The 25903-nt window shown below is 31.3% G+C and carries 22 protein-coding genes and 1 other RNA gene; 12 read left to right on the forward strand and 11 right to left on the reverse strand.

The genetic code is table 11. The features are described 5' to 3' along the window. The first annotated feature begins 81 nt into the window (after positions 1 to 81). The 3 genes from CELLY_RS12915 to CELLY_RS12925 are packed head-to-tail and all read left to right on the forward strand — an operon-like array spanning position 82 to position 3542. A complete protein-coding gene (locus tag CELLY_RS12915; RefSeq protein WP_013622126.1) occupies positions 82 to 567 on the forward strand; it encodes a SixA phosphatase family protein in 486 nt (161 codons plus the stop codon). Beyond that, the gene (gene ppk1, locus CELLY_RS12920) at positions 560 to 2635 is read left to right on the forward strand and encodes a polyphosphate kinase 1 (RefSeq protein ID WP_013622127.1); all 2076 of its coding nucleotides are present in this window, start codon (positions 560 to 562) and stop codon (positions 2633 to 2635) included. The genes CELLY_RS12915 and ppk1 overlap by 8 nt, the downstream gene beginning before the upstream one ends. A 10-nt stretch (positions 2636 to 2645) precedes the next feature. Further along, on the forward strand, positions 2646 to 3542 hold the full coding sequence (locus tag CELLY_RS12925; protein WP_013622128.1) for a Ppx/GppA phosphatase family protein: 897 nt from the start codon (positions 2646 to 2648) through the stop codon (positions 3540 to 3542). Between the two features lie 3 nt (positions 3543 to 3545). Here the strand turns inward: CELLY_RS12925 and CELLY_RS12930 are convergent, their stop codons facing one another. After that, positions 3546 to 4127 (reverse strand): MiaE family protein, encoded by a 582-nt coding sequence (locus tag CELLY_RS12930; protein ID WP_013622129.1) that lies wholly within the window; start codon positions 4125 to 4127, stop codon positions 3546 to 3548. Positions 4128 to 4581: 454 nt separating this feature from the next. On the opposite strand from CELLY_RS12930, the gene CELLY_RS12935 reads away from it, so the two are divergent. Continuing rightward, positions 4582 to 5307 (forward strand): ThuA domain-containing protein, encoded by a 726-nt coding sequence (locus CELLY_RS12935; RefSeq protein WP_013622130.1) that lies wholly within the window; start codon positions 4582 to 4584, stop codon positions 5305 to 5307. A gap of 65 nt (positions 5308 to 5372) precedes the next feature. On the opposite strand, the gene CELLY_RS12940 is transcribed toward CELLY_RS12935, so the two are convergent. Both CELLY_RS12940 and CELLY_RS12945 read right to left on the reverse strand, forming a co-directional pair. After that, entirely contained in the window at positions 5373 to 6764 is a 1392-nt protein-coding gene (locus tag CELLY_RS12940) for a glycoside hydrolase family protein (protein ID WP_013622131.1), read from the reverse strand. Positions 6765 to 6954: 190 nt separating this feature from the next. Continuing rightward, positions 6955 to 8754, reverse strand: a complete 1800-nt coding sequence (locus tag CELLY_RS12945) for a DNA polymerase III subunit gamma/tau (protein WP_013622132.1) — start codon at positions 8752 to 8754, stop codon at positions 6955 to 6957. 120 nt (positions 8755 to 8874) lie between these two features. On the opposite strand from CELLY_RS12945, the gene rnpB reads away from it, so the two are divergent. Beyond that, an RNA gene (gene rnpB, locus CELLY_RS16830) (RNase P RNA component class A) lies at positions 8875 to 9187 on the forward strand. Here rnpB and CELLY_RS12950 read toward each other — a convergent pair. The 3 genes from CELLY_RS12950 to CELLY_RS12960 are packed head-to-tail and all read right to left on the reverse strand — an operon-like array spanning position 9187 to position 11196. Beyond that, the gene (locus CELLY_RS12950) at positions 9187 to 9738 is read right to left on the reverse strand and encodes an RsmD family RNA methyltransferase (RefSeq protein ID WP_013622133.1); all 552 of its coding nucleotides are present in this window, start codon (positions 9736 to 9738) and stop codon (positions 9187 to 9189) included. The two genes, rnpB and CELLY_RS12950, sit on opposite strands and share 1 nt — an antisense overlap. Next, the gene (locus CELLY_RS12955) at positions 9738 to 10565 is read right to left on the reverse strand and encodes a DUF3822 family protein (RefSeq protein ID WP_013622134.1); all 828 of its coding nucleotides are present in this window, start codon (positions 10563 to 10565) and stop codon (positions 9738 to 9740) included. The genes CELLY_RS12950 and CELLY_RS12955 overlap by 1 nt, the downstream gene beginning before the upstream one ends. After that, positions 10543 to 11196, reverse strand: coding sequence for a hypothetical protein (locus CELLY_RS12960; protein ID WP_013622135.1), 654 nt, complete (start codon positions 11194 to 11196; stop codon positions 10543 to 10545). Before CELLY_RS12960 ends, CELLY_RS12955 begins: the two co-directional genes overlap by 23 nt. A gap of 103 nt (positions 11197 to 11299) precedes the next feature. Here CELLY_RS12960 and CELLY_RS12965 point away from each other — a divergent pair, with 103 nt between their 5' ends. The 7 genes from CELLY_RS12965 (at position 11300) to CELLY_RS12995 (ending at position 17800) form a co-directional block, all read left to right on the forward strand. Further along, positions 11300 to 12739 carry an ATP-dependent DNA helicase gene (locus tag CELLY_RS12965; protein ID WP_013622136.1) on the forward strand — a complete coding sequence of 480 codons (1440 nt, stop codon included), beginning with the start codon at positions 11300 to 11302 and terminating at the stop codon, positions 12737 to 12739. 82 nt (positions 12740 to 12821) lie between these two features. Continuing rightward, entirely contained in the window at positions 12822 to 13391 is a 570-nt protein-coding gene (locus CELLY_RS12970) for a DUF4126 domain-containing protein (RefSeq protein WP_013622137.1), read from the forward strand. Positions 13392 to 13403: 12 nt separating this feature from the next. Next, positions 13404 to 14132, forward strand: a complete 729-nt coding sequence (kdsB, locus tag CELLY_RS12975) for a 3-deoxy-manno-octulosonate cytidylyltransferase (protein ID WP_013622138.1) — start codon at positions 13404 to 13406, stop codon at positions 14130 to 14132. After that, complete coding sequence (locus CELLY_RS12980; RefSeq protein ID WP_013622139.1) at positions 14123 to 14827, forward strand: HAD family hydrolase; 705 nt, start codon at positions 14123 to 14125, stop codon at positions 14825 to 14827. The genes kdsB and CELLY_RS12980 overlap by 10 nt, the downstream gene beginning before the upstream one ends. 80 nt (positions 14828 to 14907) lie before the next feature. After that, positions 14908 to 15987, forward strand: coding sequence for an iron-containing alcohol dehydrogenase family protein (locus tag CELLY_RS12985; RefSeq protein WP_013622140.1), 1080 nt, complete (start codon positions 14908 to 14910; stop codon positions 15985 to 15987). Positions 15988 to 16079: 92 nt separating this feature from the next. After that, entirely contained in the window at positions 16080 to 17213 is a 1134-nt protein-coding gene (locus CELLY_RS12990) for an FAD-dependent monooxygenase (protein WP_013622141.1), read from the forward strand. Between the two features lie 50 nt (positions 17214 to 17263). After that, positions 17264 to 17800 (forward strand): 1-acyl-sn-glycerol-3-phosphate acyltransferase, encoded by a 537-nt coding sequence (locus CELLY_RS12995; RefSeq protein ID WP_034644485.1) that lies wholly within the window; start codon positions 17264 to 17266, stop codon positions 17798 to 17800. A gap of 76 nt (positions 17801 to 17876) precedes the next feature. Here the strand turns inward: CELLY_RS12995 and CELLY_RS13000 are convergent, their stop codons facing one another. The 5 genes from CELLY_RS13000 to CELLY_RS13020 form a co-directional block, all read right to left on the reverse strand. Next, positions 17877 to 18590, reverse strand: coding sequence for a YebC/PmpR family DNA-binding transcriptional regulator (locus CELLY_RS13000; protein ID WP_013622143.1), 714 nt, complete (start codon positions 18588 to 18590; stop codon positions 17877 to 17879). 155 nt (positions 18591 to 18745) lie between these two features. Next, positions 18746 to 19195 (reverse strand): protein-disulfide reductase DsbD domain-containing protein, encoded by a 450-nt coding sequence (locus tag CELLY_RS13005; RefSeq protein WP_013622144.1) that lies wholly within the window; start codon positions 19193 to 19195, stop codon positions 18746 to 18748. A 46-nt stretch (positions 19196 to 19241) separates the two neighbouring features. After that, on the reverse strand, positions 19242 to 21224 hold the full coding sequence (locus tag CELLY_RS13010) for a protein-disulfide reductase DsbD family protein (protein WP_144710653.1): 1983 nt from the start codon (positions 21222 to 21224) through the stop codon (positions 19242 to 19244). Between the two features lie 227 nt (positions 21225 to 21451). After that, complete coding sequence (locus CELLY_RS13015) at positions 21452 to 22828, reverse strand: TlpA disulfide reductase family protein (protein WP_013622146.1); 1377 nt, start codon at positions 22826 to 22828, stop codon at positions 21452 to 21454. A gap of 3 nt (positions 22829 to 22831) precedes the next feature. After that, on the reverse strand, positions 22832 to 25636 hold the full coding sequence (locus tag CELLY_RS13020; protein WP_013622147.1) for a M16 family metallopeptidase: 2805 nt from the start codon (positions 25634 to 25636) through the stop codon (positions 22832 to 22834). Between the last annotated feature and the right edge of the window lie 267 nt (positions 25637 to 25903).

A 25903-nucleotide genomic window follows, 5' to 3' on the forward strand; every position in this document is an offset into this window, starting at 1 on the left:
CCATTAATACTTTAAGTTAAATCTAATAAGTTTTTGTATTTTTCCATTTAATTTTTTAATCTATAGTAGCATTAAAATTAAATGAAAAAACTTACCCTAATTCGTCACGGAAAATCCTCTTGGAATTACGATGTTTCAGACAGAGATAGGCCTCTGTTAGAACGTGGTATTAATGATGCTTATTTGGTTGCTAGCGCACTAAAAGAGCCGGTTATAGATGCTGTCTTTTCTAGTCCGGCTAATAGAGCTTTGCATACATGTAATATCTTTTTAAGAGTTTTAAATATACCTTCTAACGAGCTACGCATTTATGACGAGCTTTATGATTTTTCTGGAGAGCACGTTATCAAGTTTATAAAATCATTAGATAATAAATTGCAAAACGTTGTAATTTTTGGTCACAACCACGCTTTAACACACATTGTAAATATGTATGGTGATAAAGTAATAGATAATGTGCCTACGTCTGGATTGGTCGAGTTAAGTTTTAATATTTTAGATTGGAATGCTATTGCCAAAGGTAGTACGCAGAATGTAATATTTCCTAAACAGTTAAAGAATGATTAAGTCAAAAAATCAATACATAAATAGAGAAATTAGTTGGTTAAGCTTTAATGCACGTGTACTGCAAGAAAGCGCAGATACTAAAGTGCCTTTAATAGAAAGATTACGTTTTTTAGGTATATTCTCTAATAATTTAGATGAATTTTTTAAAGTACGTTATGCAACTGTAAAGCGTATTGTAGATGCTGGTAAAACAGGTAAAAGTGTTTTGGGAGGAGAAAAAGCAAAAGATTTATTAGAAGAAATTACCAAAATCGTAATTAAGCAGCAAACTAAAAGTTTAAAAATTCTTGGTGATATTGAAAAAGAATTAGAATCAGAAAACATATTTATCATTAACGAAAAAGAAGTTAGTAAAAGTCAGGCCGCTTTTATTAAGACTTACTTTATGGAAAAAGTTAGTCCGCGTTTAATGACTATTGTTTTAAATGATTTAAGAGAATTTCCTTTATTAAAAGATACTGCGGCTTATTTGGCCGTTAAAATGGTATTAACCAGTTTGGATGGTGCAGAAGAGGTGCCAGAAAATAAATACGCTTTAATAGAAATACCAAAAGATATAGACCGCTTTGTGGTGCTACCTAAAGAAGGTGATAAAAACTACATCATTATTTTAGATGATTTAATTAGATATTCTTTACGTCATATTTTTAATATGTTTACTTATGAGTCTATATCTGCACATATGATTAAAATAACTAGAGATGCAGAGCTAGATATAGATAACGATTTAAGTAAAAGTTTTATTGAAAAAATATCTTCAAGTGTAGAGCATCGTAAAATTAGTGATCCTGTGCGTTTTGTTTACGATAAAAGGATAGCAAAAGATACGTTGTCTTTTTTAATGGAGAAAATGGGGATTGAAGAAACTGATAGTATTATTCCTGGTGGTATTTACCATAATCGTAGGGATTATATGAAGTTTCCTAGTTTAGGACGTAAAGATCTTATGTATGATAAAATAACACCTTTATTAGTTAAGGATTTTAATTTTGAAGGCAGCATATTAGAGCAAATTGCAGAGAAAGATCATTTGCAGTATACTCCTTATCATACTTTCTCTTACATTACTAAATTTTTAAGAGAAGCAGCTTTAGATCCGCAAGTGAGAACTATAAAATTAACAGTTTATAGGCTTGCTAGTAACTCTCAGGTAGTATCTTCATTAATTAACGCTGTTAAAAATGGTAAGCAGGTAACGGTCCAGATAGAGTTGCAAGCCAGGTTTGATGAGCAAGCAAACATACAATATGCAGAACTTTTACAGGCAGAAGGAGTTAAACTTATTTTTGGTGTACCGGGCTTAAAAGTACACAGTAAAATATGTTTAATAGAAAGAGAAGAGAATGAAAAGTTAAAACGCTATGGCTTTATAAGTACCGGTAATTTTAATGAGTCTACGGCTAAAATTTATACAGATTATACACTTTTTACGGCGCATTCGTCAATATTAAAAGAATTAAACAAAGTTTTTGATTTTTTTGAAACTACCTATAAAATTAATAAGTACAAACACTTAATAGTTTCTCCTCATTATACAAAAAATGCTTTTAAAGCGTTAATAGATCAAGAGATTGAAAACGCTAAAGCAGGTAAAGAAGCCTACATAAAACTTAAGATGAACAGCCTAACGTCTTATAAAATGGTAGACAAATTGTATGAGGCTAGTAATGCAGGTGTAAAAATACAGCTAATTATTAGAGGTGTTTGTTGTTTAATTCCTGGAGTAAAAGGAATGAGTGAGAATATTGAAGCCATAAGTGTTGTAGATAAGTTTTTAGAGCATACTAGGTTATTTGTATTTGGTAATAATGGTAATCCTAAAGTTTATATTTCGTCTGCAGATTGGATGACACGTAACCTTGACTTTAGAGTAGAGGTTGGTTGCCCTATTTATGATGAAGACATAAAAAAAGAATTACTAGATACGTTTGATATTTCTTGGAATGATAATTTAAAAGCTCGTATTTTTTCAGAAAAGCAAGATAATGCATACCGTAAAAATGATGCGCCTGAGTTACGATCTCAGTTTGAATTATATAATTATTACAAGAATAAATTAAGTAAATAGATTTTTTATTTTGAAGATTTTTAAGCTTGCAGCAATAGATATTGGCTCTAATGCCATAAGGCTGCTTATACATAATATTATAGAAGCTAAAGACAAGAAAACCGAATTTAGGAAAAGTTCTTTGGTTAGGGTTCCTATACGTTTAGGTGAAGATTCATTTACTGTTGGTGAAATATCTGACCGTAATGTTGAGCGTATGATAGATGCTATGAAGGCTTTTAAATTATTAATGAATGTTAATGGAGTAGAAAGTTATATGGCTTGTGCAACTTCTGCAATTAGAGAAGCTAATAATGGGTATGAGGTTATTGAAAAAATACGAGAAGAAGCTGGTGTTAATATAGAGGTTATAGATGGCAAAAAAGAAGCTGCTATTATAGCTTCTACAGATTTAAAAGAACTTATTAATAATGACCAAGCATATTTATATATAGATGTTGGTGGTGGTAGTACGGAGTTTACTGTTTTTTCTGAAGGAAAATTAATAGCATCAAAATCTTTTAAAATAGGTACTGTTAGGTTACTTAATGATATGGTTGGAGCAAAAGTATGGAGTCAACTTGAAGAATGGATAAAATTGTATACTAAGGATTTGTCTAAGGTGTCTATAATAGGTTCTGGTGGTAATATAAATAAGCTACATAAAATGTCTGGCCGAAAAATAGGAGAACCTTTATCTTATATTTGGCTTAATGCTCAGTATCATTTTTTAGAGAGTATGTCTTATGAAGATAGGGTTTCTGAATTGGGTTTAAATCAAGATAGGGCAGATGTAATTATACCAGCCACACGTGTATTTTTATCATCAGCAAAGTGGTCTGGAGCTAAAAAAATACATGTGCCTAAAATAGGCCTTTCAGATGGTATGATTAAAACTTTGTATCAGAAAAACAAAGACTCTATCTAATGTTTATCCGTGTACGTTACCAGTTGCTCCTAAGTTTTTCATTAGGGTAGCTTCATACTCAAGCAAATCTTGCCATTTTTGGTCTACTTCATCACGGTCTCCATATTGTCTAGCAAAATTTAAAAACATAGTATAATGTCCGGCTTCGCTTACCATTAATTTTCGGTAAAACTCAGCAAGCTCTTTATCGGCTAATTCTTCAGAGAGTAGCCTAAAACGCTCACAGCTACGAGCTTCAATTAATGCAGCATATAAAAGTCTGTGTACTAATTGTGTGGTTCTACTACCTCCTTTAGGAAAAAACTTTAATAAATCTACTACATATTTGTCTTTACGGTCTCTGCCTAATGTTTTACCACGAGCAATAATTCTATCATGAACCATTTTAAAATGCCCCATTTCTTCTCTAGTTAAAGCAACCATCTCTTGTACCAACTCTGTGTACTCTGGAAAACTAACAATTAATGAAATTGCTGTTGCTGCAGCTTTTTGTTCGCAAAAAGCATGGTCCGTTAAAATGTCATCAATGTTTTTTTCTACAATATTCACCCATCTTGGGTCTGTAGGAAGTTTTAAGCCTAGCATAGCATTTGTTTAGTTTGCAAAAATAATAATATTGATTTGTATGTAAATAAAAAAGACATATTTTCTAAGGTAGAAAATATGCCTTTTAAAGGTTTTGGTTGATTAGTTATTTTAAATATAATATTTACTTTAAAAAACACTTGTTATTGTAACAGGTTACAAGAGTTGGTGTATTTGTTAAAATTATACTAAAGCTTAAATGTAACATAAATCATTCAATAATGAAATAAAATATAGAAAAAAGTAACATATTTGTACTATTTGTTAAATCACTTAACGTGCTTTTTTTTAGTTAAAACTCTTGTTTTTAGGTATTTAAGTGTGTTTTATTTTTGTTTATGTACTTGTAGTAATTAGCTTGTGAGGTAACAGATTAAAAATAACATACTTCCCTTTTCATAAATTTACTAACTTACGGTAAATTAATAGTAACCAATTTATAACTAACTATTTTATGAAATCTATATTTTTTAAAGCTTTTATATTCTTATTTTTAAGTATTTCTTTTTTTTCTTGTGGTTTACAAAGCCCTAAAGTTCTTGTTTTTACAAAGACCGCTGGTTTTAGGCATGGTTCTATAGAAAGTGGCGTTATGGCTTTGGAAAAAATGGCTAAGGAAAAGCATTTTTTAATAGATACTACAGCAAATTCTGCAATGTTTACAGAGGCTAATTTAAAACAATACAAGGCAGTTGTGTTTTTAAATACTACAGGTGATATTTTAAATGATGAAGAGCAAAAAGCCTTTGAAAAATATATTAAATCTGGAGGTGGTTACGTGGGTATACATGCAGCTGCAGACGCAGAGTATAATTGGCCGTGGTATAACAAACTAGTTGGAGGTTATTTTAATGGGCACCCTAAGGTGCAGAAAGCTACACTACAAGTTATAGATAGTACACATTTGGCTACTAAAATGCTAAAAGGTACTTGGGAAAAAGTTGATGAATGGTACAATTACAAAGATTTAAATAGAGATGTAAATGTGTTATTAAACTTAGATGAAAAGAGTTATAACGGAGGTAAAAATGGAGATTACCATCCTATGGCTTGGTATCATGATTATGATGGTGGTAGAGCTTTTTATACAGGACTAGGACATACTAACGTAACATTTAAAAATCCTGTTTTTTTAGAACATTTATATGGTGGTCTAAAATATGCAATGGGAGAGGAGTAAGTAGAATATTTAATTGTAAAAGCGTCTAGTTTGTTAACTAGACGCTTCTTTTTTTTAAAACTTTTTTAGTTGCAATTACCTTCTTCAGGTTTTTTAACTTTAGGACAGCCTTTTATTTCACTACTTGGATAAGTAAAAAAGTCATTTAGCTCAAAATCTTCATTGGTTTTAGTAATTCTTCCTATAATTATTTCATAGCAACCTCCATCACTACCATTAGCGCAATCAGCATTAGAGCTAGCATTATTTCTAACAGCACTTATAGATGTACCTGTAACACTTTCATCATCTGGATTATAGCATTTTTCTATTAGTTCTTTTCGTTTATCACAGCTAAAATATTTATAATCTTTACCTTTAACTTGTGCTCCGTAGCCACCAGTAACTATTACGTCTCCAATATAAGATTTACTGTCAAACGTACCTAAATTATTTACACCATTAGTATTGTTATCTAAAAAGCCGGCAGCTATTTGTACTGCATGCGTAGAGTTTGTAGCAATAACTCTTTCTACATCTACTCGTCCTTGATCTACTCTATGTGGAGAAAAGTTCATAGCGGCATCGCCATTTTTTACAGTAATATCTCTAACAACAATATCGTCTACAGTTTTTTCGTTTAACATATTTGTTTTTGCAGCACCAGTTTCTACTCTCATTGTAATACCGCCTTCACCACTTATATTTTTACATAAAATACTTCTGCCGGTTTGCATTTGTATAACTCCATAACCAACATGCATATTAGTCATAAAAACATTTTTTATAACACCTTTTGTAGATACTTCATTTGTTTTTGAACTAGCAGGTAGGTTTAAAACAATATTTGAAAACTTAGAGAAGCTGTCTGTTAGCGTTATGCCAGATAATTTGAAATTTTTCACATTACCAAATTCCACTAATTTAACACCACCATATTCTCCATTAGGAATATTAGACTGAAACCAGGTGCTTCTGTCAGTGTTATCTTCGTCTAAGTTTGTAATTGAAACATTTTCTAAATAGAAGTCTTCACCAACAACAAAAATGGTTATGTTTTTGTTTTTAATGTTTCCGCTTAAATCTGGTTCTATAATTGCTTCAGGATCTATTTTTAAGTGTATATTAGATCTAAGTATAATATCTCTTAAGCAGTAATTCCCTTTTGGAATTCTAATAACACCGCCACCATCATTAGATAATGATTCTATTTCATTATTTAATATACCGCTATCTAATGGATTGCAATTACCATTTAAGGTTGCTACAAGTTCTTTATTTGGAATTTTATCTTTATAAAAACGTTCTTCGTTATCTGTTAATCTATCATTTGTAGTTTGACCTACGTAAACAAGAGGATCGTTATTTGATATTGGGTCTTCTTTTTCATTGGTGTCATCATCCTTATTAGAGCATGATGTTATTATATTAATTGCTAATAATATAAAAATAATTGACTTAAAATTGTTTTTCTTCATTTGTGTATTTTTAATTTTTCGCAAATTAAAAACAGTACTAATAGCAATTTGTTTCTATTAGTTTATTAGATGTGTTTGTAAGTAAAAAACTATTAATTATTAAGTGTAACTGTTTGTTTTAGAGGAGTTATTGCGTTGTCCTTAGTTTGATTATAATAATCGTTTCATAGCAAAAATAAGTCAATTACTATTAAATACTCAAATCAAATTCTTGTCTTAGTAAGTCTATGACAGGATTTTTTTCTCTTAGTTTTTGGTATTTTTCTTCAGGTGTAAATGCAAACTTTTTTACAGCTTCTTCATTAACTGTAATTTCTAGCGTTATAAAGTAGTTGTTAAGCTCTTTTTTTAAGTATTCCATAAGGTCGTACTTTTCACGTTCAACCTCTTTTTTCATAGTGTCATTAGCTAATTGTATGCTAATTGTAGTTCTGTCTTTTAAAACAGGTGTGTCACTATTTAAGTTAGACGCTAAAATACGCTGACCTTGAGCTTCTATTTTATCAACAAATTTGCTCCATAATTCCTGTAGCCTTTCAACTTCAAAATCATCATTAGGTAATGTACTTTCGTCTACAACTACATCTACTTTGTTTAATTTATGTTGTTCTTTTGCTTTTAAGCTAGATAATGATAAACCAGAAACTCTTTTAGGAGTATTAATGTTTAACTTTTTTATAGCAGGTGTAGCAGTTACTTCTTTAGTAACTGTTTTTGCAGCAACTATAGGTTTAGTAGGAGTAGCAATAGTAGAGTTGTCTGTGTAGACAGGAACAGTTTCTTTTGCTTCTTCGTTATTAGTTTTACTAGCGCTGGGTTTAGTGTTTGCAGCAGTATTACTAGTTTTAGGTTTGCTTTCTCTAAAATGAGATGCAGGTACTAGTGTAATTATTTGGTTACTTAATGCTAGAGATTCAGGATTTTTTTTTTCTCCATCATAAGTGATAGAGGCTAATTTCATTAAGGCAAGTTCTATTAACAAGCGCTGATTTTTACTTGTTTTGTAGTTTAAATCTGCGGTATTGGCAATATCTATGGCTTTAAGTAAAAAAGCATTATTTGTTTGTTGTGCTTGTTCTTGATAGCGTTTTTTTGCTTCATCACCAACCTCTAATAAATTTACGGTGTTTGGATGTTTGCATACCATTAAATCTCTAAAATGAGACGCTAGACCAATTATAAAATGGTGGCCATCAAAACCTTTACTAAGTGTTGTGTTAAATAGTATTAGTAAAGACGGTATGTCATTTTGTAAAATATGGTCTGTTGCTTCAAAATAAGTATCGTAATCTAATACATTTAAGTTTTCTGTTACGGCTTTTCTAGTTAATTGTTTTCCAGAAAAACTAACAACTCTATCAAAAATAGACAAGGCGTCTCTCATTGCGCCATCTGCCTTTTGGGCAATAATATGCAATGCATCATCATCTGCCTCTATGCCTTGGTTTTCTGCTATATATTTTAAATATTCTGCAGCGTCTTTTACCGTAATTCGTTTAAAATCAAATATCTGGCAACGAGACAAAATAGTAGGTATAATTTTGTGCTTTTCTGTAGTAGCTAAAATAAAAATAGCGTGTTTTGGCGGCTCTTCTAATGTTTTTAAAAATGCATTAAAAGCAGCCTGAGATAACATATGTACCTCATCTATAATATAAACCTTGTATTTACCTACTTGTGGTGGTATACGTACTTGATCTATTAAACTTCTAATACCATCTACAGAGTTATTAGAGGCAGCATCTAGTTCAAAAATATTAAAAGCAAAATCTTCTTCAGGGTTTTCTTCTCCGTCAGAATTTATCATTTTTGCTAAAATACGTGCACAAGTAGTTTTACCAACACCTCTAGGGCCAGTAAACAACAAAGCTTGTGCTAAATGGTTGTTTTGTATGGCGTTTAAAAGTGTATTTGTAATAGCTTGTTGCCCTACAACATCTTTAAATGTTTGTGGTCTGTATTTTCTAGCTGATACTACAAATGGTTCCAATTACTATGCTTTTTTTAGTGAACTAAAGTTATATTACAAATATAAAAATACGGGTTCATTTTACCTTATTTTTTGCAAAGATATAGTACTTACTTATCAACAATTAAATTACCTTTGCCGCGAGCAGGTTACTCTATCGCTTTGCAAACTTGTTTTGTAAAGAGGAAAGTCCGGACACCATAGTGTAGCATAGCGGGTAATTCCCGTCCGTTGTAAAACGAGGACAAGTGCAGCAGAAAGTATGTACAGGTAATGCTGTAGTGAAACCAGGTAAACTCTATGCGGTGCAACGTCATGTAAATTAGCGTTATAAGGGTACACGCCCAAGCTAAAGGGTAGGCGGTTTGAGCTTTTAGGTAACTAAAAGCCTAGATAAATGATAGAGGAGCTACTTGTTGGCTTTACAGAATCCGGCTTATGACCTGCTCTTTTTTATTCTTCTTTGATTTCTTTTTCAAAAAAGCTAAAAACACTTCCTCCGTACCTTTTTTGGTAAGAAAAGTTAGGTAAATCATCTAATTTAGTGTGTTTAGAATGTTCTACAATTAACAAGCCATTATCAGTAAGCAAGTCGTTTTTAAAAACTAACTCTGGTATTTTTGCAAAATCTTCTGTAGAAAAATCATAAGGAGGGTCTGCAAAAACAATTGTAGATTTTATAGCTGTACGCTCTAAATACTTAAAAACATCACTTTTAATTGTAGATATGTTTACCTCTAAATCTTTAGCGGTTTGATTTATGAATTTTACGCAACCATAGTCTGCATCAACACAAATAATATTCTCGGTTCCGCGTGAAGCAAATTCATAACTAATATTACCTGTTCCAGCAAAAAGATCTAAAACGCTTATATCCTCAAAATAATAATGGTTATTTAAAATATTAAATAAGGCTTCTTTAGCCATATCTGTAGTGGGTCTAACAGGTAATTTTTTAGGTGCTGTTAGTCTTTTACTTTTAAATTTTCCTGATATTATGCGCATTATAGGGCGTTTAGAACGGTAAAGTCTATATTTTTTTTTGTGTAATCTCCTAGTTGAAAAGTGCTATTATCTGGTGCATATACACAAATATTTTTAAAATGATTATAGCAGTTTTTGTAAATAGTACCATCTTCTTCTATGTCTCCAAATAGTCTAATTAAAACAGTTTCATTATTTAACTTTAATTGTTCGCAAGTAAAAAGTAAATAATATAAAAAGTCTTCTGTTGTTAGGTATTCAAAACTATTAAAAAGGAGTAATTTTTTCTTGTCTATTATAACAATATCCATTTGTTTTTCTGATGCATATACATAACAAGTAATTTCGTTATTGGTATTTGCATTAAGTAATGATGATGTTATTATAGAAGAACTGTGTTTGTATGTAAAGTCTCCAAACAGGTCATAAATGTAATTGTTAATGTTAACTAGGGGAACAAAAACATTTACAATATCAAAGTTTGTTATTTCATCATTAGCAATTAAATCTGTTGCTAAAACTTTGGTATTATATTTTAAATAATTGTGTGCTTCTTCTTCTACAAACAAAGGTTTTGGCACAAAACAAAACAAAGTATTTCTGTGCGTAGCAATCACTTCTGTATAAGATTCACTTGTAATGTTATGTTCTTTAAACATACCAACAAGTTCTTTCTCAAGCTCTAAAGGATCTAGTTCTGTATCAAAAACTTTTCTTTTAGATAGTAACACTGTATTGTCTAGAGTATCAACAACACAAAAAGAAAGTCCATTCAAACTAATTTGAATGGACAATTTTTTATAATTAGATGTAGTATCTAAAGTATTATTTTTTTGTTTTTCTGTCATAAATTGGAGGCCAGTTACCGCTAGTACTTACATCATTTAAGTCACCAACTATAATTTCATCATAATTTATTTCTTCAACACTATTTAAAGCATTTTCTCTGTCTCTTAAATCTTTAGGTTGATCATATAAAACAACATCTTTTTTTACAGAAGCTTTAAATACAGAAACTTTTTTACCTCCTTTTTCAATAGTAGCAGTTTTCATATCAAATTCTGCTTTACCATCTTTAGAAAAAGGTACATATTTTAATGTTTTGTATCTGTCATCATTCTTAAATAAAGAATCCTTAACAGGTATAATATTTAAAGTATCTACAATTTTTACGTCTCTTTGTAAATCAATACCAAAGTCTTTGTCATACTCCATATAAGAAGAGTCTCTTTGCTGTATAATGTAGTAATTTCCATTTTCTACAAACTTCACTAAAGCATTAAAGTTAGGAGCAAATTTACCAGTGGCAGATTTATGAGCTTCTTGTATGTCTCTAATATCTTTTAAAGAGTTAATTACAGCTTGGAAGCGCTCTTGTTTTACTTTTTTAAATTCTATAGGACCATTTACAGATTGGTATATCATGTATCCAAAAAAGATAGCTGCTAACCAAAGAACAATTTTAATTACGGTTTTCATTAGTATACTGTTGTTTTTATTTAGTGGTTTGACACAAATCTACAATTTTTTTTTAATCACAAAAGTATTTCAGCTTAAATTTCATCATTATCTTTGAAGACTTATGAATCTACCTACCTCTACATCATTCTTTAAAATATTAAAAGAGAAATTTCCTTTTGAGCCTACTTTAAAGCAACTCATTACTTTAGAGAAGCTTTCTCAGTTTTTAGTGTCTAAAAATAAAGATGATCTTTTTCTTTTAAAAGGTTATGCCGGTACAGGAAAAACAACAATTGTTGGAACTATAGTTACAAATTTGTGGAATATTAAAATGAAAGCTGTGCTTTTGGCTCCTACTGGTAGAGCCGCAAAGGTTATGTCTAACTACTCAAATACAAAGGCATTAACTATTCATAAAAAAATATATTTTCCTAAAAAACAAAGCGGTGGAGGTATACAATTTACCTTGGCACCTAATAAACATACAAATACTGTTTTTGTGGTAGATGAGGCTTCTATGATACCAGATGCACCATCTGATTCTAAGCTGTTTGAAAATGGGTCTTTACTAGATGATTTAATGTCTTATGTATATTCTGGTAAAAATTGCAAACTGGTTTTAATTGGAGATACAGCTCAGTTACCACCGGTTAAACTAGATATTAGCCCGGCTTTAGATGAAGACAGACTATCCTTAAATTATAATAAAGATGTTACTAAGGTAGAGTTGGATGAAGTAATGAGACAGGCAGAAGACTCGGGTATTTTAATGAATGCAACTAATTTAAGAGAGCAGTTGCACGGTAGTTTTTTTGAAGATTTTAAGTTTGATGTTAATCCGTACAAAGACATTGTGCGTTTAATAGAAGGTAATGATATTTTAGAAGCTATTGAAGATTCTTATGCACAAAACGGAAAAGAAGAAACAGCTTTTATTGTACGCTCTAACAAACGTGCCAATTTGTATAATGCCAATATTAGAAATCGTATTTTGTATTTAGAAAATGTAATTTCTACAGGAGATTATATGATGGTGGTAAAAAATAATTATTTTTGGATTAAGCCAACTACAGAGGCGGGTTTTATAGCAAACGGTGACATTTTAGAGATTTTAGAAATTTTTGCTATTAAAGAACTATACGGTTTTAAGTTTGCAGAAGTAAACGTTAAAATGGTAGATTATCCAAATATGCCTGCTTTTGAAACTGTTTTACTTTTAGATACTATAGATGCAGAAACGCCGTCTTTACCTTATGAGGAAAGTAACAGGTTGTACCAAGAGGTAATGTTAGATTATGCAGATGAAACTTCTAAATACAAAAAGTTTTTAAAGGTTAAAAACAACAAATACTTTAACGCATTACAAGTAAAGTTTTCTTATGCTATAACGTGCCATAAAAGTCAGGGTGGACAATGGGATACCGTTTTTGTAGAGCAGCCCTATTTGCCTAATGGTATAGATAAAGATTACCTACGTTGGTTGTACACTGCAGTTACAAGAGCTAAAAAACAACTGTATTTAATAGGATTTAAGAACGATTTTTTTCTTGATTGGGAATAGTCTATTTTTGGTACAATATATGTGTATAACTAACCAAATAGTTACTTTATTAAAGTAATTTAAACACATAAAACCATTACAAATGACAACAGAAACCATTATTAGTATTTTATTAGGTATAGGCTTAGCAACATCTGTTGGCTTTAGAGTCTTTTTGCCTTTATTTGCATTAAGTTTAGCATCATATTTTGGCGCTTGGGAGTTAAATGAAAGTTGGGTCTGGATAGGTAGTTTACCAGCACTAATAGTTTTAGGAGTAGCAACATTGGTAGAAATTTTTGCTTATTTTATTCCTTGGGTAGATAATTTGCTAGATTCTGCAGCCATACCCTTGGCTGCAATTGCAGGTACCGCAGTTATGGTATCTACAGTAGCTAATTTAGATCCGGTAATTACTTGGTCTTTAGCAATTATTGCTGGTGGTGGTACAGCCAGCGCCATAAAAGGTACTTCTGCAGCAACTAGGTTAACCTCTACCGCTACAACTGGTGGTTTGGCAAATCCTGTTGTTGCAACCGTAGAAACTGGTACTGCTGTAGTAGTGTCTACAGCAACCATTATAGCCCCTGTAATTGGTGCTGTTTTGGTGGTTATAATATTAACATTAATTTTTAGGATGTACAGAAAATTAATGCCTAAACGAAAAAAATAGAAAAAGAGATACATGAAGATTATTGCAATGATTCCTGCACGTTATGCAGCATCTAGATTTCCTGGTAAACTAATGCAAAATTTAGCAGGTAAGCCCGTAATTGTTAGAACATATGAAACCGCTGTAAAAACAAATTTATTTGATGATGTTTTTGTGGTTACAGATAGTGACACTATTTACAAGACAATAACAGAGGCTGGTGGTAAGGCTATTATGAGTATTAAAGAACACGAGTGTGGTAGTGACCGTATAGCAGAGGCTGTAGAAAATATGGACGTAGATATAGTTTTTAATATTCAGGGTGATGAGCCTTTTACACCTAAAGAAGGGTTAGAGGAATTATTATCTGTATTTAAAAACGATGATAAAAAAGAAATAGATCTTGCTACAATTATGTCTGAAATGACAGATGAAAATGAAATTAAAGATCCAAACTATGTAAAAGTTATAGTAGATAACAGAAATTTTGCATTGTACTTTTCTCGTTCGCCAATTCCTTACCCTAGAGAAAAAAATGTTGGACTAAAATATTACGAACATAAAGGTGTTTATGCCTTTAGAAAAGATGCTCTTATGGATTTTTACAATCTGCCAATGTTACCTTTAGAGGCATCAGAAAAAATAGAGTGTATTCGCTATTTGGAGTACGGCAAAAAAATTAAAATGATTGTAGATAATACATCTGGTATAGAGATAGATACACCAGAAGATTTAGAAAGAGCACAGGCAGAATGGAAGTAGATTTTAAAAATATAAAAGTTATTGGTTTTGATGCAGACGATACACTTTGGGTTAATGAAACCTATTTTAGAGAAGCAGAAGAAACCTTTGCTAAATTGTTAGAAGGGTACGAGACAAAAAATAGAATTGACCAGGAATTATTTAAAATGGAAATGCAAAATTTAGGCCGTTACGGGTACGGTATTAAAGCATTTGTATTATCTATGGTAGAGTCGGCCTTAGAACTATCTAACAACAAAGTAAGCAATACAGTTATTGCTAAAATTTTAAACATTGGCAAACAAATGATAGACCAACCTGTTGAGTTATTACCAGGTGTAGAGTCTGTTTTACAAAAGCTTCAGTCTAAGTACAGATTAATAGTTTTAACTAAAGGAGATTTACTAGATCAAGAACAAAAACTAGAAAAATCTGGATTAAAAAAATACTTTCATCACGTAGAAGTTTTAAGTGATAAAAAGGAAGAAAATTACAAAAACCTGTTAGATCATCTTCAAATTAAAACATCAGAGTTTGTAATGCTAGGCAACTCATTAAAATCTGATGTATTACCAATTGTAAAGTTGGGTGCACAGGCGGTACATATTCCTTTTCATACAACTTGGGTGCATGAAACCGTATCTAAAGAAGAAGAGGAATCTAATTCGTTTTTAACCTTAAATAAAATTGAAGATATTTTAGACTACTTAAAATAACATTATTTTAGAAAAAGAAATTCATAAAACAAGATAGGTTTGCTTAAATTTGCCCTATCATACATAACAGATATAATACTATGACAACATATAGAAACTTCCCAATGGTACCTAGAGTAATTTTTGGGAACGGTAGTTTTAGCCAAATAGGAGACATTTTAAAGTTAAAACGTAAAAGTGCAAACGCACCTTTTATTTTTTTAATTGATGATGTTTTTAAAGGAAAAGAATTAGCTGCCAGAATACCTTTGGTAGAGAATGATAAAACTATATTTGTTTCATCAGAATTTGAACCAAAAACATACCAAGTAGATGATTTAGTAGAACAAATTAAGGCAGAGTATAATGAGTTGCCTTCTGGTATTATTGGTATTGGTGGTGGTACATTATTAGATATGGCTAAAGCTGTAGCAATAATGTTAACTAACCCAGGTAGTTCTGCAGAATACCAAGGCTGGGATTTGGTTAAAAATCCAGCAATTTATCACGTAGGTGTACCTACAATTAGTGGTACAGGTGCAGAAGTGTCTAGAACTACAGTGTTATTAGGTCCAGAACGTAAATTAGGTATAAACTCAGATTATACTCCTTTTGATCAGGTAGTTTTAGACCCAGATTTAACACAGGGTGTACCAAAAGATCAGTGGTTTTATACAGGTATGGATTGTTACATACACTGTGTAGAGTCTTTAGAAGGTACTTTTTTAAATGCATTTAGTCAAAGTTATGGCGAAAAAGCTATGGAACTTTGTAATGATGTGTATTTAAAAGATATTCCAGAAGACGAGTCTAGAGATAAATTAATGATGGCATCTTGGCACGGAGGTATGAGTATTGCATACTCACAAGTAGGTGTTGCGCATGCATTAAGTTACGGTTTATCTTATTTATTGGGCGTAAAACACGGTATAGGAAACTGTTTAGTGTTTAACCATTTAGAAGAGTTTTACCCAGAAGGTGTAAAATTGTTTTATAAAATGATGGATAAACACAATATTACTTTGCCTACAGGTATTTGTAAAGATTTAACTGAAGAAGAGTTTACAACAATGATAAATGTTGCTTTAAGCTTAGAACCACTTTGGGAAAATGCCTTAGGTAAAGATTGGAAAAAAACTGCAACTCCAGAAAAATTAAGATCTATCTACGCAAAAATATAATAGACTTTATATAATCTTAAAAAAGCCGAAAGTGTACATACGCTTTCGGCTTTTTTTGTAGTAATTTTATAAATAACTATAAATAAAATAAAATGTACGCTATAATAGGTGCTGGTATAGGAGGTTTAACAACGGCTTTGGCTTTTGAAAAGTTAAATATACCATATCATTTGTATGAAAAAGCTGAAGATATTAATGCTATTGGAGCAGGAATATGGTTGGCTCCAAACGCGTTAAAAGTTTATGAGTGGTTGGGTATCTTAGACCAGGTAAAAAACGCAGGTAATTCTATAGACCGTATAACAATTGCAACGGCAGATTTACAAACACTTACAGATAGTAAACAAGATGAAGCAAAGGAAGAGTACGGGTATTCTACCGTTGCCATACATAGGGCAGAATTGCAAAAAGTATTGGCTAACAATGTAGCTAGTTCTAATATTAGCTGGGGAAAAGGTTTAAAGAGTTACACAGAAACTAAAGAAGGTGTAGAACTTCAGTTTTTAGATGCCACAACAACTATTGCAAATTACCTAATTGGTGCAGATGGTATAAACTCTGTAGTACGTAAACAACTTTTTCCTAAAAGTAAAATTAGGTATAGCGGACAAACGTGTTGGCGTGGAGTAACAAATTTTAAATTGCCAGAAGATTATAATCATCGTGGTATAGAAATGTGGGGTAAGCAAACCAGATTTGGAATATCTAAACTATCTGCGGATAAAACATCATGGTTTGCAGTAGCTAAGAGCAAACCTTTTTTAACAGATAATAAAGAAACTTTAAAGGAAGACTTGCTTAAGGAGTATAAAAAATATGCAAATGTGGTTACAGATTTAATTGCAAATACCAATATAGATGCTATACTTAGAAATGATATTATAGACCTTAAACCAATAAAAAAATGGCATACAAATAGAGTTTGTTTGTTGGGTGATGCAGGCCATGCTACAACACCAAATATGGGACAAGGAGGAGCCCAAGCTATAGAAGATGCTTATTTTTTATCTAAAATTATTGCAACAAATACTACAGATAGTCCTTTTAAAGAATTTCAGAAGGTAAGGTATAAAAAAGTAAACTCTATTGTAAACCAGTCTTGGATTACGGGTAAAGTTGCACATTTAGGTTTTGGTTCTAAAATTAGGAATATGGTATTTAAAAACCTTCCTAAATCTTTAATTGATAAAAAAATGCATTTTGTTTACAGATTAGATAACGAGTAACGTATTTTTGCTGTACAAAAGTTATAAATTTTAAATGAAATAGAGAGATGATGCATGCGATAGCTAAATTTATATATTTTAAAATAATGGGATGGACTTTAAATGGGGCCTTTCCTAAGATAGATAAATGTGTTGTAATAGTTGTACCGCACACAAGTAACTTAGATTTTTTTCTAGGCTTACTCATTAGAAGAGTTCTTAATGAAGAGTTTAATTTTGTTGGAAAAAAAAGCTTATTTAAGTGGCCTTTTGGCTGGTATTTTAGGTGGCAAGGTGGTATGCCAATAGATCGTACAAAAAGCAATAACTTTGTAGATGCTTGTACAGATTTAATAAAAAATACTACTAAAATACATTTAACGCTAGCTCCAGAAGGTACACGTAGTAAAGTATCTAAATGGAAAACTGGTTTTTATTACATTGCAAAACAAGCACATGTACCCGTGGTTATGGTGGCTTTTGATTATGGTAAAAAAGAAGTAAAAATTTCTGAAGCTTTGAGTACTACCAGTAATACAGAATTAGACTTTAAAACTTACGAAGCTTTTTTTAAAGGAGTTGAAGGAAGAGTTAAAAGAAATATGTAATTATATAGATGTATAAATAACAAAGCCCTTAAAGAAAATTTAAGGGCTTTGTTTGTTTCTATTTTTATGTGAAAAATTATTCCTTCATAGAGTGGTAAACGTTTTGCACGTCATCATCCTCTTCTAATTTTTCTAATAATTTTTCTACTTCGGCAACGTGTTCTTCATTTTCTAGTTCTTTAGTAACCTGTGGTATACGTTCAAAACCAGATGATAATATTTCAATACCTCTAGATTCTAATTCTTTTTGTAAAGCACCAAAGCTTTCAAAAGGAGCATAAATTAAAATACCATCATCATCTACAAATACTTCTTCGGCTCCAAAGTCTATCAATTCTAATTCTAGCTCTTCTGGGTCTATACCCTCTGCCGGAATTCTAAAATTGCAAGTATGGTCAAACATAAATTCTACAGAACCAGAAGTTCCTAAGCTACCGTTACATTTGTTAAAATAACTACGTACATTGGCTACTGTTCTTGTATTGTTATCTGTAGCAGTTTCTACTAAAATTGCAATACCGTGTGGAGCATACCCTTCAAAAAGAACTTCTTTAAAGTCGCCTAAACTTTTGTCTGACGCTCTTTTAATTGCACGTTCTACATTATCTTTAGGCATATTTACAGACTTTGCGTTCTGAATAACAGCTCTTAAACGTGCATTAGAGTCAGGATCTGGTCCGCCTTCTTTAACAGCCATTACTATGTCTTTACCTATACGAGTAAATGCTTTAGACATTGCAGACCAACGCTTCATTTTACGTGCCTTTCTAAACTCAAACGCTCTTCCCATAAATTAAAATGCTATAAAAATTAGTATAAAAGCAAATTTAATAAAAATTAAGACCGTAGCAAATGATGGTTAGTGTTTTAGCTAACTATTTTAGTTTTAGTAAAAAAAAAGAGAGTTACTTTTAGGTAACTCTCTTTTTTAATAATGCGGTATTCTTATTCTATTTTAAAATTCAAATCTACGTAAGTAGGAGGCAAGCATCTAGAGTCGTCACAAACCATAAACTCTACTTCAGCTACAACAGTAGTTTTACCTGGTTTAGTTAATTTAATACGTTGTGTAAAACTAGCTTTTTTTTCAAAATAGGTAATTTTCATATTAAAAACTGGGTCATCTACAGTATGTCCTTTACCTTCTTTAGTTTTGCCAGCTATTGTATAGTTATCTCCTGTTTCAAAAATGAAAGCCGTAGCTATTGGTCCGCCTTCTGGTACTACTTGTGAGTATAGGTGCCAACCATCATCTATAGTAGCTGTAGCAACTAAATCATACTCTGTGGCAGATATTTTTTTTACTGATGTTTTCCAAGTAACTGGTTCTAATATTTGTCCGTATGAGCTAATACTTATTGCTAATACAACAATTGCTAAAAAATATTTTTTCATTGTAAATTTTTTAAGTTGTTAGTTAGTATGCAAATTGCATACCATATTATTTATTTTTAAAGTTAGATACACCTTCTTTTAACCAGTTGTGATACTCGGTTACATCTGGTGTGTAAGCAACGGGTTCGTTTAAGCTTTCTTCATCATGGCCCATAAGCACATAGTATGGCTGTGCATTAGTACCATAACGTATTTGTTGTAACTCACTCCATTGTTGCCCAGTATAACGTAATTTTTTGCCCGGTCTTAGTTTAGAATCTGGAGCTTCTCCTTCAAACTTAATTTTTTCATCAACATATAAAGAAATTAAAACAACATCGTTTTTTAATACGTTTAGTACGTTTTCCTTTACCCAAACGTTTTGTTCCATTTTTCTACAGTTAACACAAGCATGACCTGTAAAATCTATCATTACAGGTTTATTAACTTTTTTGGCATAAGCTAACCCTTTTTCATAATCATTAAAAGCAAGTATGTTATGTGGTGCCATTAAATGTGCACCTTCTGGTACTTCTTGAGTATGTGTAGCTGTACCACCACCAGTTTGCATATTACCAACACCATAAGGAGATTCACTGTAATGTTGTGGCGGAGGAAAAGCACTAATTAAGTTTAATGGTGCTCCCCATAAACCAGGAATCATATATATTGTAAATGCTAATGTTACCAAACCTAAACTTAACCTACCTACAGAAATATGTTTTAAAGGCGAATCATGTGGTAGTTGTAATTTACCAAATAAGTATAGTGTTAAGGCTCCAAAAACTGCTATCCATATTGCTATAAATACTTCGCGTTCTAGTAAGTGCATTTGTAAAACCATATCTGCGTTAGATAAAAATTTAAATGCTAAAGCAAGTTCTAAGAATCCTAAAACAACTTTTACAGAGTTTAACCATCCGCCAGATTTTGGTAAAGAGTTTAACCAACCAGGGAAAGCGGCAAACAAAGCAAATGGCAATGCAATTGCTAAAGAGAAACCAAACATACCTACAATTGGTCCTATTTGACTACCGCCAGAAGCTGCTTGCACTAATAAGGTGCCAACAATTGGGCCTGTACAAGAGAAAGATACTATAGCTAATGCTAGTGCCATAAAGAATATACCCACTAAACCTCCACGGTCTGCTTGTTTGTCTACTTTATTAGCCCAAGAATTTGGTAGCATAATTTCAAAAGCTCCAAGAAACGACGCGGCAAATACTAATAGTAGTACAAAGAAAATAATGTTAAACCATACATTTGTAGATAGTGCATTTAATGCATCGGCACCAAAAACAGCACTAACTATAATACCTAATAATAGGTATATTACAATAATAGAAATACCGTATATAATGGAATTACGTATACCTTTAGCTTTGGTTTTACTTTGTTTTGTAAAGAAACTAACCGTCATAGGTATCATAGGAAACACACAAGGCGTTAGTAAGGCAGCAAAACCAGATAAAAATGCAATAAAGAATATAGAGAATAACCCTTTTTCAGAACCTTCTTTTTCTTTAGATTCTTTGCTAGTATTAGCTTCGTCTTTTTTAGCTTCTGTTGTTGCAGGGGCTTTTTCTGCTTTTATATTAAATACGATGTCTTTGTAAGTAGGAGGTAAGCATTGCGAGTCATTACAAACCATATAGTTTACTTCTCCTTTAACTACAGATAACTCTTTGTTTACAAGTTTTATACGTTGTTTAAATGTAGCAGAGTTTTCAAAATATTTAACTATCATATTATCAAAAGCAGGTTCTGGAGCAGAATGTCCTTCTTCTTCAGATGGTGAGTCTACTAATGTATAGTCCTCACTTTCAACAAAAGTAAATTCAGTAGCAACTGGTCCGCCTTCTTCTAAATGCTGAGAATATAAATGCCATGAAGCATCTATAGTTGCTTTCATGACTAAATCGTATTCTGTATCAGAAATTTTTTCTACAGATGTAGACCAACTTACTGGGTCTAAGATCTGTGCTTTTACTGTACTGCTAAAAGCAGTAGTAAAAATAACTAGTAGGAAATAAAAAGTACGTTTATTCAAAATATAATATTTATGGATATATAATATAAGACGTAAAAATAACAAAGAACCCTTACTTTAATGTTGTTAAAATTGGTTAATATTTTAAAGTTAAGTTTACGCTTTCTTAATATATGAGTAGATTATAAGTGGTTTGGGTGACAAAAAAATAAAAATATTGAGTAAAAAAATCATCTTGATAAATTACCAAGATGATTTTTATTCTTTAAAGTATATAGTTTACTGTATTATAACAGGCTATTTAAAACTTCTTTTAACTTAGGGTCAGATGGTCTAGGAGCATTTGCATTTACAATATTACCTTCTGTATCTAATAATATAAATTTAGGAATACCTTGTATAACATAGTCTTGTATAAAATCAGATTCAAAATTATTATCAGCAATTAATTGTATGCCGCCTAATTCTTTATCAATAACCATTTGTTTCCATTTATTATAGGCATCTGGTCTATCTACAGAGATACTAACAAACTCTATATTTTTGTTATGATATGCTTCTTCTGTTTCTTTTAAAGCAGGTATTTCTGCCAAACAAGGTCCGCACCAAGTAGCCCAAACATCTATATACACATATTTACCTTTTAAATCTTCTAAAGAAGTTTTACCACCAGCGTGATTTTCATAACCAACAAACTTAGGAGAAGGATTGCCTTTTTCTACTGCTTTTAATTTAGTATAATAATCTTTAACTGTCTTGTTTATCTCTTCATCTGTAGATGCAGAGATAAAGGTGTTATAGTACTCGTCTAACTTATCTGTAATAGTAATACCAAAAATAGCATCTTTTAATAAGCCATTTCTAATAGCATCAGATTCTATTGGAGCAACAGTTTTAAGCATAGCTAAGTCAAAAGAAATACTGTCTTTTTCTGCCTTTTTAGTTGCAATTTTACTGTAGTGGGCAGTTACCAAAGATTTATAAGCACTAGAGTTGCTAAAATCTTTGTCATTAGTAATGTCTATAGCGTCTAGCTCTGCTAAAAAGTTGTCAGAAACTTTAAACTCTGGTTTTTTAGCATAGTGTTGGTGGTATCTTTCATAGTTAGATAAATTTACTAGGTAACTGTAATTATTATCGTTCTTTTGAGTTGTTTTAAATGCTTCTGTTAAACCTTCTGTATTATCTACTAAAGAGTTTAATGCCTTTTTTTGAGAAGTCATTTCTTCCTTAAAAGCTGCCTCATCTAAAGTATATGGATTGGTGCCACTTTTAAAAGTAGCTTCTTTTTCTTTTTTTGCTTTAAAAAAGCTGTTTTCTGTAGAACCATTGCCAGTTATAACAATACTTTTGTTAAAATCTGTAGCATCTGTATTAAGTGCAATATTAAAACCTTCCTCTAAGTAAATATCGGTTCTGTTTTTATCATTAATAACTGCATAATGCCCTTTTGGATTTGCAATAGTATCTGTAAAAGTACCATCTGCAGCAATAGTAACTGTATCTATAGCTTTTCTATTGCTAAAACTAGCAATAATTAGTTCTGTACTGCTTGCATTTTTAATTTTTCCTGTAACTACAGCATAGTCTACAGGAGTAGATTCTGTTTTACAAGAGGCTAAGCTAATTACAGCTAAACCAAGCGCATAAATTGATTTTTTCATAAGTTATTGTTGTTTAGGTTTGAACGCAATTTCGTAAGTTTTTGCGCCTTTTAATAATGTTTTTGTAAATTTTTGAATGTCTTTAGTAGTAATAGCGCTTATAATGTTTTCAAAATTCTTAGGATTGTTCATATTATATCCTTCTAAAACATAATTTTGAAGCAAGCTCATATCATAACTATTGTAGTCTTTAGACTCTTTACGTTCTTTAATAAAGTTGGTTAAAGTTTTGTCTAAATCTGTCTGATTTATTTCTCCGTTAGCTATTTTTTTAATTTCTACGTGAACAATTTTTAATAAATCGTCTACTTTATCTGGGTTACAATCAAAACCAACAGAAATACTTCCTTCAGATATTGGTCTTTTAGAAAAGCTTGCACCAGCTCTTGGAGAGTAAGCGCCACCTTCTGCTTCTCTAACAGTTTCTGTAACCCTTAATTGTAAAATATCTCCTAAAGCACTTGCTAAAATAGCATTCTTTAAGCTGTATTTCATCTCGTTTTTGTAGCCAACTCTAACAGATCCTTTTTCATCTTCCATTTTTAAGAAGATATCTTTGTCTATAGCATTGCTTGTCCAAACTTTAGGGTCTACTTTGTAATTTTCTTTAGTAGTATTGGCAGAAATACTTGCAATATATTTTGCTAGCAATGGTTTTAATGCATCTTTTTTAACATCACCAACAACAAAAAATGTAAAATCAGCAGCATTCTTAAACCTGTCTAGGTAAACAGCTTTCATTTTATTAAAAGTAACATCTTCCATATATGCTTTATCCATAAGACGAACTTTAGGATTGTTGTTACCGTACAACGTAACAGTAACACTGTCTTGCATTTTAGAATTTATGTCTTTGCTTTTACGAGCCAAATAGTTGGTAATGTTACCTTGTAATACCTTATAAGCATCTTCATCAAACCTTGGTTTTTCAAAACGTAAATAAACCATTTGTAGCATAGTTTCTACATCTTTAGTTGTAGATGAGCCACTAATACTTTCTGTTAAATCTGATAAGTTAATACTTGTGTTTGCAGTTTTACCAGCCAATACTTTTGGTAACTCTGTAGCAGAAAAATCTCCCAAGCCAGACATTTGTACTATGTTACCCATAATATTAGCAGAAGGTAAATCTTCTGTAGCTAATAAAGAAGTACCACCATAGCTTGTAGCTACTAGTTTAACATCGTTTTTATTTTTGTCTACAAATTTGTAATACACTTTAACACCATTACTTAGTGTAAAAATTGTAGCTCCTGTTTCTTTGTTTTCTTCTTCAGATACAACACTGCCTACTGTAATATTTACATCAGATATTAATGTTTTGCCACTAAATTTATCTGTATAAGCAGTTAACTCACTGTTATTTTCTGATGCATTGATAATAACAAGTCCTTCTTCTTTTGTAAGGTTGTTTTTTCCTTTAACACCAGTAACACTTAATGTTCTGTTTTCTTTAGAGTAAAGAGCTTTAAGGGTATTATTAAAATCTTCTTTAGTGACAGATGAAAATATTGCTTGTACAATTTTATATTCTTCTGCAATAGGAGTAATAGTTTGTTTAGATAAGTAATCTGCCTTTATAGCATTTATTAATTGTCCGTGAGGTGTATCATCAACCTTACTAATTGCATTTTCATAATAGTTTGCGTATTGTTTTTTTATACGATCTATTTCACCATCTGTAAATCCAAATTTTAAAGCTCTGTTAACCTCATTCATTACTGTTTTAAAAGCTTCTTGTTGTTTACCTGGTTTTGGGGTAATATCAATAGATAAATCATTATTAAGTTTTGCTTTTTCTGCAAACCTAACTCTTGCGGCTAAAAAAGGAGCATCTGGTTGTTGTTGTATCTCACCAAGTCTAGTAGATACCATAGATGTTGCTATATTTCTTAAAAGAGATGTTTTAAGGTCGCCAATAGTTTGCTCTTTAATTTTTTTAGGATGATTAATGCTAAAACTAATATTTGCTGTAGATACTTCTTCATCCATAGCAATGTTATAAAGCATTTCTTTATTTCCAGGTATTTCTACATAAAAACGTTCTTTAGGGTTTTTAACAGCTGGAATTTTAGAAAATTTATCTTTTATTTTTTGTTCAATTTCATCTACGTTAATATCACCAACAATAGCAATAGCTTGTAAATCTGTACGGTACCAATCATGGTAAAAATCTCTTAAGGCTTTGTAGTCAAAATTCTCTACAATATTCATTAAGCCAATAGGTAACCTTTTGCTGTATTTAGAGTTGTTAAACATAATGGGTAAAGATTGTTGTAAAATCCTCATTCTACCATTTTGGCGTGTTCTCCATTCTTCTTTAATAACACCACGTTCTGCATCAATCTCCTCGTCTGTAAGTAATAGGTAGTTAGACCAATCATGTAATACCAATAAACACGTATCAATTAAGCCATCTTTAGTAGGTATATTGTCCATATTGTATACAGTTTCATCAAAGCTTGTGTATGCATTAATATCTCTGCCAAAAACAGCTCCGTGTTTTTGTAATGTGTTTAAAATACCTTTTCCTTCAAAGTTTTTTGTACCGTTAAAGGCCATATGTTCTAAAAAGTGAGCTAAACCTTGTTGGTTATCGTTTTCTAGTATAGAGCCCACATTTTGTATAATGTAGTAACTGGCGACGCCTTTGGTAACGTCTGTGTTGTAAATGTAATAAGTCATTCCATTAGGTAAAACACCTTTTTTAAATTTGGTGTTTACTGGCAATGGTTGGTTTAAATCTAACCCTTGGGCAGAAAGGCCTAAGCATAGAAATAAACAAAGTAGCATTGTAATTTTCTTCATTTTTAAAAATTTGTTAGTTTTTTGTGAGTTTATAATAATAGACGTGTATAAAAAGGGCAACCCTTATTGTAATACTGTTAAATAAATGGTAAAATGTAAGTCTGTCTGTTTGTAATTTGTTACAAATTACTTTACTCTTTTTAAAAAGTTATATTGTATTAGCAAGTGCTTTTTGCAACTATAACCTTAAGTTTACGCTACAGAAATTGTAAGTTGCTATTGCTTTTTATTTTTTTACGCTAGTCGATGATAATTTGTTATCCGTCT

The sequence above is a fragment of the Cellulophaga lytica DSM 7489 genome (genome assembly GCF_000190595.1).
Taxonomy (GTDB): domain Bacteria; phylum Bacteroidota; class Bacteroidia; order Flavobacteriales; family Flavobacteriaceae; genus Cellulophaga; species Cellulophaga lytica.